Annotated in this window: 2 protein-coding genes and 1 pseudogene; all 3 read right to left on the reverse strand. The window is 37.1% G+C overall.

What is annotated here, in order from left to right; translation table 11 throughout:
• Positions 1 to 3,582, reverse strand: coding sequence for an exodeoxyribonuclease V subunit beta (gene recB, locus M983_RS05670; RefSeq protein ID WP_066748399.1), 3,582 nt, complete (start codon positions 3,580 to 3,582; stop codon positions 1 to 3).
• Positions 3,579 to 6,467 (reverse strand): pitrilysin, encoded by a 2,889-nt coding sequence (gene ptrA, locus M983_RS05675; RefSeq protein ID WP_066748402.1) that lies wholly within the window; start codon positions 6,465 to 6,467, stop codon positions 3,579 to 3,581. Before ptrA ends, recB begins: the two co-directional genes overlap by 4 nt.
• 15 nt (positions 6,468 to 6,482) lie before the next feature.
• Positions 6,483 to 7,679: pseudogene (gene recC / locus M983_RS05680) on the reverse strand (exodeoxyribonuclease V subunit gamma); the annotation flags it as partial.

The raw sequence follows: 7,679 nt of genomic DNA on the forward strand, positions 1-7,679 counted from the left end.
TTATTGTTCACCTCTAAATAATGCATCTAGCTCTAAAACAAAGTCTTCTTCAGGTAAGTGTGCATAAATGCCATTTCCAGGATGATTTTTATCTATTCCTCGCAAAAAAAGATAATATATTCCACCAAAATGACGTTTATATTCATAATCAGGCACACGTTGTTGTAAAAAACGATGCAAGGCTAAAGTGTAGAGTTGATATTGCAAATCATAACGATGATCTATCATGGCGTGCATCATGGCAGATTGTGTGTAATCTTCACTAGACTCACCTAACCAGTTGGATTTGTAATCCACCACGTAATATTTACCATTCCAATAAAAAACTAAGTCAATAAAACCTTTCAACATACCTTGTACTTGCTGAAATTGAAGCGCGCCACATTGTGCTGATAACGAGTCATATCGGCTAATTAAAGCCGTTAATTGTGCTGCTGAGACTTCTTGCTTAATAGGAAGATAAAATTGCAACTCATCGAGTTGCTGATTTTTAGGGATATCAGCAAGACAGAGTTGTTCTTCATTTAAAGGTGTATGGAATAATGTTTCCATCCATGAAACTAATAATGGTGCCCATTTTTCATCAAACCCTTGCGATACTAGTTGTTCTTGCATCCACTGCTGATCAATAGGTTGAGAAAAATCGAGCACTTCAAGTAAACCATGCAAGAAAGTCCCCGCAATAGCACCTCGAGGAAAATGATGAATTGAGTTTTCATTCTCAATCTCACTCTTTTTTTCACCTGAAGCATCAACATCTAAACTAGGAACGATAGATTGCGCTAATGCTTCAATATCACCACTTTCTAAATAATGGCCTCGACTTGAATGCTGGTAAGTTAATCCTGAATAGCTCGTTATTCGCCAGTTATCATTAAGTTTACGTGTAAATGTAGAAGCATCTAAAGCAACTGTAGGCGATGATTGGGGCTGGTAACGATGTGTAGAAAGCTCATCAAGTGTAATCACTTTGATGTTTTCATTTAATAGCTGATGAATTGATTGATGAAGCAATTCGCTATTACCTTCTTCACCTTGTTGTAGTAAGTAGCCCAATGCATTTTTATGAAGATCCGTTAGTCCGGATTTACGTTTGTTACCTTTCACTAAAGGTGCAATTCCGACAAAGCAGCAGAACTTAGAACGAGTCAAAGCAACATACAATAATCGTAAATCTTCCGCTAAACGCTCTTCATCCGCTAAACGTAAGCTTTCAGGCTGGCTAAAAATATCTAATTTAGCGTAAAATTCTTCTCTATCATGATAAAGCGCGCCTTTTTGCTCTTGATAATTACAGGCAAATGGCAAACAGACTATCGGATATTCTAGCCCTTTTGATTTATGTATAGTACAAATACGCACTAAATTACGATCACTTTCTAATCGCATTTGTTGGCTTTCAGCTTGTGCATCAGGATGTGATATTTGTTGTGCTAACCAACGAATTAAGGCATGTTCGCTATCAAGCTGTAATGAGGTTTCTTGCAATAATTCACTGATATGCATGATATCGGTTAATCGCCTTTCACCTTCTACGCTAGCAAGTAGATTTTCAGCCATTTGGCTATCTATCATCACCTTGCGTAACATTGGCAAAATACCTCTTTTTTGCCAAAGTACAAAATAGTCAGAAAACTGCTCAACGTATTGATTCCAGCGTTGTTCGTCTTGGTTTAATTCATCAATTTGCTTAGCATTAAAACCAAAAATACGACTCGCTAAAGATGCTCTTAACACACGTTCCTTTTCAGGTGTGACAACAGCTTGTAATAACCAAAGTAGATCTTTTGCTTCATTGGTTTCAAATACGCTTTCACGATTTGATAAAAAGACAGATTGAATAGAAAGTAAATTCAAAGCATCACGAATTAATAAGGCTTCTCTACGGCTTCGCACTAACACCATAATATCAGCCGATGTCACTGCTTTTTTCTTCCCTTGTTCAAGTAAAAAAGCCTGTTGATTATCACCAGCGAAGAGCCAATCACGAATTTGCGCCGCGCATTGAGAAGCCATTATTTGCTCATAATTACCTGTAGAAATGCTCTCACCTTCTGCCAACCAGAAATTAAAAGGCGCTACCGGTTTATTATGATAAATAAACGCCATATTTTGGTTTTTCTCAGCGGAACTCACCTCTATAAAGGGGATCTGTTCAAATAAAAATGGCGTATTAGAGCGCATAAAAAGCGTATTCACCGCATTGACCATACCTGGCGCTGAACGCCAGTTAGTGTTTAACGTATAGTGATGTGCTGTTCTTTCCCTTGCTTGAATATAAGTAAAAATATCAGCACCACGAAATGCATAAATAGCCTGTTTAGGGTCGCCAATAAAGAGCAAGCCACTATCATCATAATCACCATAAATCGCATTAAATATTCGGTATTGTTGAGGATCGGTATCTTGGAATTCATCAATCATAGCAACAGGATAGCGTTGACGGATTACTTCAGAGAGATCATTGTCTTCTCGTTGTAATGCTCTATCTAAGCGCGTCAGTAAATCATCAAATCCCATTTCACCACGTCGTGCTTTTTCGTTTTCAATACCTTGTCGAATTTCAGGAATAGCATTCGCTAAAATAACATCACGCAACGTTAAACTTTGCTGACAAAGTACGTCTATTTCAGTAAATAGGATATGTTCAGGTGCAGGCCCTTTTGTAGCCTTTTCATTGAGCGTTTCTTGTGAAAATCGAATTAAGCAATCAGGTAAATGATAGCTTTTGGTTTCTGGCTCTGCTGACCAGATTGTGATTTCTTCAATCCATTTAGGTAAAAAACGACTGCTATAACTGCGTTTATCTACACCTGAAGACGTTATCCATGCTTCAACTTCATGATGATGGATATTCCAACGCTCTTTTACTTTATTAATCGCATTTATAACCGTTTGATGTCGCTCTTCTACAGATTCTTTTTCGCCTTCTAGTTGAATACCTTGGATTTCAGGCATTTCACCTTGTAGGTAAGGCTGAATTTCATATAACAATTGTTCAGGGCCAGTCCAAATTTGACTGACTGCATTCGCCACATCATAAGAAAGAGGATAGCAATGCCGACGCCAAAAATCGGCACATACACGCTTTTTCAGTTCATATTCATCTTGAATAAGCACTTGATCAAAGAGAACACCAGAGCCAAATGCATTCGTTGCCAACATCCGCTGGCAAAAACCATGAATGGTATAAATTGCTGCCTCATCCATTTGACGTTCTGCTTCTAATAACCACTGTGCTGCTAGCTCTTTATTATGAATTTGCGCTAATAACACTTGGTAAGGATTATCATCACTATCAACATGATGACGGATACAGGCAAGCCTAAGTTCGTGGATATTTTTACGAATACGAGAACGCAATTCATCCGTTGCCGCTTCTGTAAATGTCACCACTAAAATCTCTTCAACACTTAAAGGACGGTGAAAAGCGGCTTCACCGCCTAATCCAAGAAGTAACCGTAAATAGAGCAATCCTATTGTGTAGGTTTTTCCTGTGCCAGCAGACGCCTCAATAAGGCGTCGCTGATACAAAGGTAGCGTATAGGGATTTAATGGCTTAGCCTGTATCACTTCACTCACTCTTTAATTTCCTCAACAGGTAATGTTTTTTGCAATTCACTCACTGTGTTATAACGTTTCCACAGTTTATTTTGAGCATAATCTGCATCTTTACCCTCTTTACCAATGACTTGAGAAATAAACACAAAGCCAGTTGGTTTTATGACAGCATGTTGATAAAACTCAATAGCTTGTTTTAATGTTACTTTTTCTAATTCAGCAAGTATCTTTTTACGACTATCGTATTTTTCGTTATTACGATTAAAATCATTGCCATACAGCCCAACTTCTTCATAGAAGGTTTGAGGTGGCTGTTTTATCTCATTAATAATCGCTTGTTTATACTGATTAAACTCTTTTTCACTTAGCTTTTTCAAACGCTCATTTGCTTGTTGATAAAAAGCTTGATAACGCTGATTTAAATAAACTGGTGGTTTAGCATTACTTTGCAATAAAAAACCTAATCCTGATTGCTCACCCATTGTGGCAGGATAAGAAAATACGGCATAGCCCAATTGTTCTTCTGTTCTCAATTGATCGTAAAACCAAGGTTTGATAACAGAAGCCAGCACAGATGAAATAGCCTGACCTTGCAGACGACTATAGCCAATAGGAATATAAAGCTCGCCAAGTGCATTATCTGTACTATTAGATTTGGCTTCAAACTCAACAGCATCTGGTTTGTTGAATACTAATGTTTCGCCAATCCAGTACTCTGTGCCTTTATTACCTAATAATTGATGAGCTGATTGCACAATTTTACGGCTTTGCTCTGGTGTTAAGTTACCAATAATTAATGCTTGAAGGGCTGATTTTTCAATAACTTCACGGCGATTATCAATGATATCTTTTATCGTGATGGATTCTAACGCTTTAAGTTTGTCAGTCTCTTCATAATAAGGGATCCGATTAAGACGACGAGCCGGTAGCATAGCCGTTTCAAACGCTTTAAGATTATGAGTGACTAATAATTGTTCACGATACCAAGACTTCGCTTGTTCTAGCTCATCTTCTGTCGATTCAAAACTCAAATAGCTTTTTAATGTAGCATCAACAAGTTCGGGTAAGTGTTGAGTGTATCCACTCATTGAAAAATCAATACCTTGTCCTGATGATGAGGCAATATTCATCCCAGCAACAGAAGCTTGATAAGACAATTCACTTAATGATAATCCTGCTAGATAATCCGTTAATGTTTGAACAACTTGCTGTTTTACCGTTACATCTGCATTTTTATTAACCAGACTTAAAGTCACACTCGCTTTAGGTTCATCAGAAAAATAGTGAGATGGCATATAGAAAAGACGAGCACTTTTATCTTGCCATAACAATTCTGGTTTTTTGATTTTGCTATCAGCATCAATCAATGAAAGGTTATCAGGAATATAAGGATTAAGTGCAGGTAATGATAACTCGATGCTATCAGAAAGCGCTTGCCATAACTCTTTTTGTTTCTCTGTAATTCTATCTACTTGATAAGGTGCGTTAACAAAATAAGCTTGTTTGTTAGAAGGCTCTTTTGGACTGATTACCCAGATACGTGCATTTTCTGGTGTCATTTCATTAAGACGAGCATTAATTGCATCCGCGTTATAGTCATCTGCAATATAATCTGCATTAAGAATATTTTTTATTGGATAACGTAGCATCATGTCAGAAATATCTTCAATATAATTCATATCTCTAACAATGGAGCCGTAACGGAATGAGAGATCTAAAACATTAGCAATTTCATTAAAGTAACGTTTATTAATACCTTGGTTTTGAATAAGGTTCAAATAAGTAAAAATAGCGGCAATAACTTTATCTTTCTTTTCTAATCCTTTATCTGTTAATGAGACAGATATTGTAAAAGAGCCCTGGTTTCTATCAATATAAGGCTCAGAAGATGCACCTATACTTTCAGCAAGTCCTTGGTCTTGTAGCCAATTTGCTAATGTTCCTGTACTGCGATTACCAATTAAGTAACTAATATATTCATCAGATTTACTGCGAAAATCAGCGACGTTATTATCGATGCCGAATTCGATTTGTAAGGTTTTTTGAGGTAATGCTGGAACAAGATGGATCATTAATCCTTTTTCTTTTTCCGTCATTGCAGGGACATCAGTCACTGGCAATTTTGCATGTTTATTCGGAATACGAGAAAAGGTTTTTGATGCTAATTTAGCAAGCTCATCTAAAGACTGATTACTATAAATCACACCATTCATTAAGTTACCTGAATAGTGAGTTTGATAAAATTTAACTAACTCATCTTGTAGCTTACTATCGGGTTTATCACTTAATGTTTCTAGGTTTCCCCCCATAAAGCGAGAGCTTGGATGAGCTGGGTTTAATGTTTCTGCTCTTACTTGCCAAAAACGCATTCCATCACGAGCACGTGCCATCGTTAATTCAGCATTAACCGCATTACGTTCACGATCGGCATTTTTAGGGTCAAGTAAAGGTGTTGCAAGCGCATCAGCTAATCTATCAACCGCTTCACCAATCGCACTATTTTCAACTTCTAAATAAAATGCCGTGCGATAGGTCGTCGTACTTGCATTATGAGAGCCCCCATTTTTTTGCAAAAACTCAGACATACCACCTGGTTGAGGATATTTTGTTGATCCCATCAACACCATGTGTTCCAGATAATGAGCAAGACCTTGTTGACTATCAGGATCTTCAAGAGCCCCTACAGGAATAGCCACCGCAGTCAGTGATTTTACTGCTTTCTCATCCGATACTAACAATACTGTCATATCATTTGGCAATTTAATTGCTTGATATTGGCGAGTATCTCTTTCACCTTTTTCAATATTATCTGGTAGCACTTGCCATAGAGGATCAGCAGCAAAACTGTTAATGCTGACTAGCATCAATAGCAACATAATCCAGAGTTGAGATAAGTACTTTCTCATTGAATATGAGCTCCCTTATTTTTTTAGAAATGGAATTATTGGTTTAAATATCGTTAATGCTGTTTGCTTCACTGTATTTAGAAAAGGTTCATCTATTTGATGAAAAACGCGTTGAACATAAATATCACTCATTTCCCCTTCTCGATTATAGCTATCTGTTAAATGCTGTATCAGTACTAACTCAGCTTTAGCCAGCACATCTTCATCATCGAGCAAAAATTGGTCACTTTTTTTATCATAACAGGCTTGCAACCAAGCCCAGCTACTTTTAGCAAAAAGTGCTAAGGGGCTATTTAATCCTGATTGATAGCATTGAATAAGGTTATCTAAAGTGGAATACGCAAATTCAGGTTCAACAGGTAATAGTCGCCATTGGCTCTCTTTTCTTCCATAAAAGCGACTTTCACCAGTTCCTTTATTTAAACAATAGATGAGATGCTCTATCCAAAGTTGTAGTAGATCATTAGCGGTTAAATTAGCAGGACGCCAACGTAGTAAACCATCAGATTGTACCTCGTTTAGACGTCCTATTAATGGAATAGAACCAAATTGGTGCTCTAATGTTACAAAATCTGTTTCTAGTCGTTCTTGTCTTACTTTTTCGGCTAAAGGTTGTAACTCTTCAATTTGCTGTTCCCAGTAAATCTTACCAAATGCACTAGCCGGTAATTGTCCTGCTGCTTTGATATTATCAAAAAGAGTTTGTGTCGATGTCTCTTCAATCAATGCTTTCAATAACCATTGATTAAGTAAATAACGTTGCAATGCATTAATAACAAAGGGTTCTTCTTCAGGTAATTCTGTTTCTTCAATCACAAAGTTAGTTTTTAGGCTTTGTTGGAAGAATGTTCTTACAGGATGGCGATAAAAACGTGAAAGTTCATCAAGAGATACTTTTTCAACCGTTTTATCTAAAGGTATAGCAAAATGCTGATGTGCATGCCCCTGACCACTTGCTGCTGGCAGCCATTCTTTAGCATAAGAGCGATAGCGGGCATGACTTTGAAAATTTTCAGGAGCAAAAGGAACACGACTATGTTGAGTGAGTAAATGTGCATTCATATTTTCTGCACTCTTATCAACATTTAATTCACCATCAGTAGCTAGACGAAAATTTTGACCAATATAGTCTTGTAATTCCTTGATAAGTACAGAAGGATTACGTTCACGATCATCACGTATTGATTTACCGATATAACTTATATAAAGATA

The sequence above is a fragment of the Proteus myxofaciens ATCC 19692 genome, from assembly GCF_001654855.1.
Lineage (GTDB): Bacteria > Pseudomonadota > Gammaproteobacteria > Enterobacterales > Enterobacteriaceae > Proteus > Proteus myxofaciens.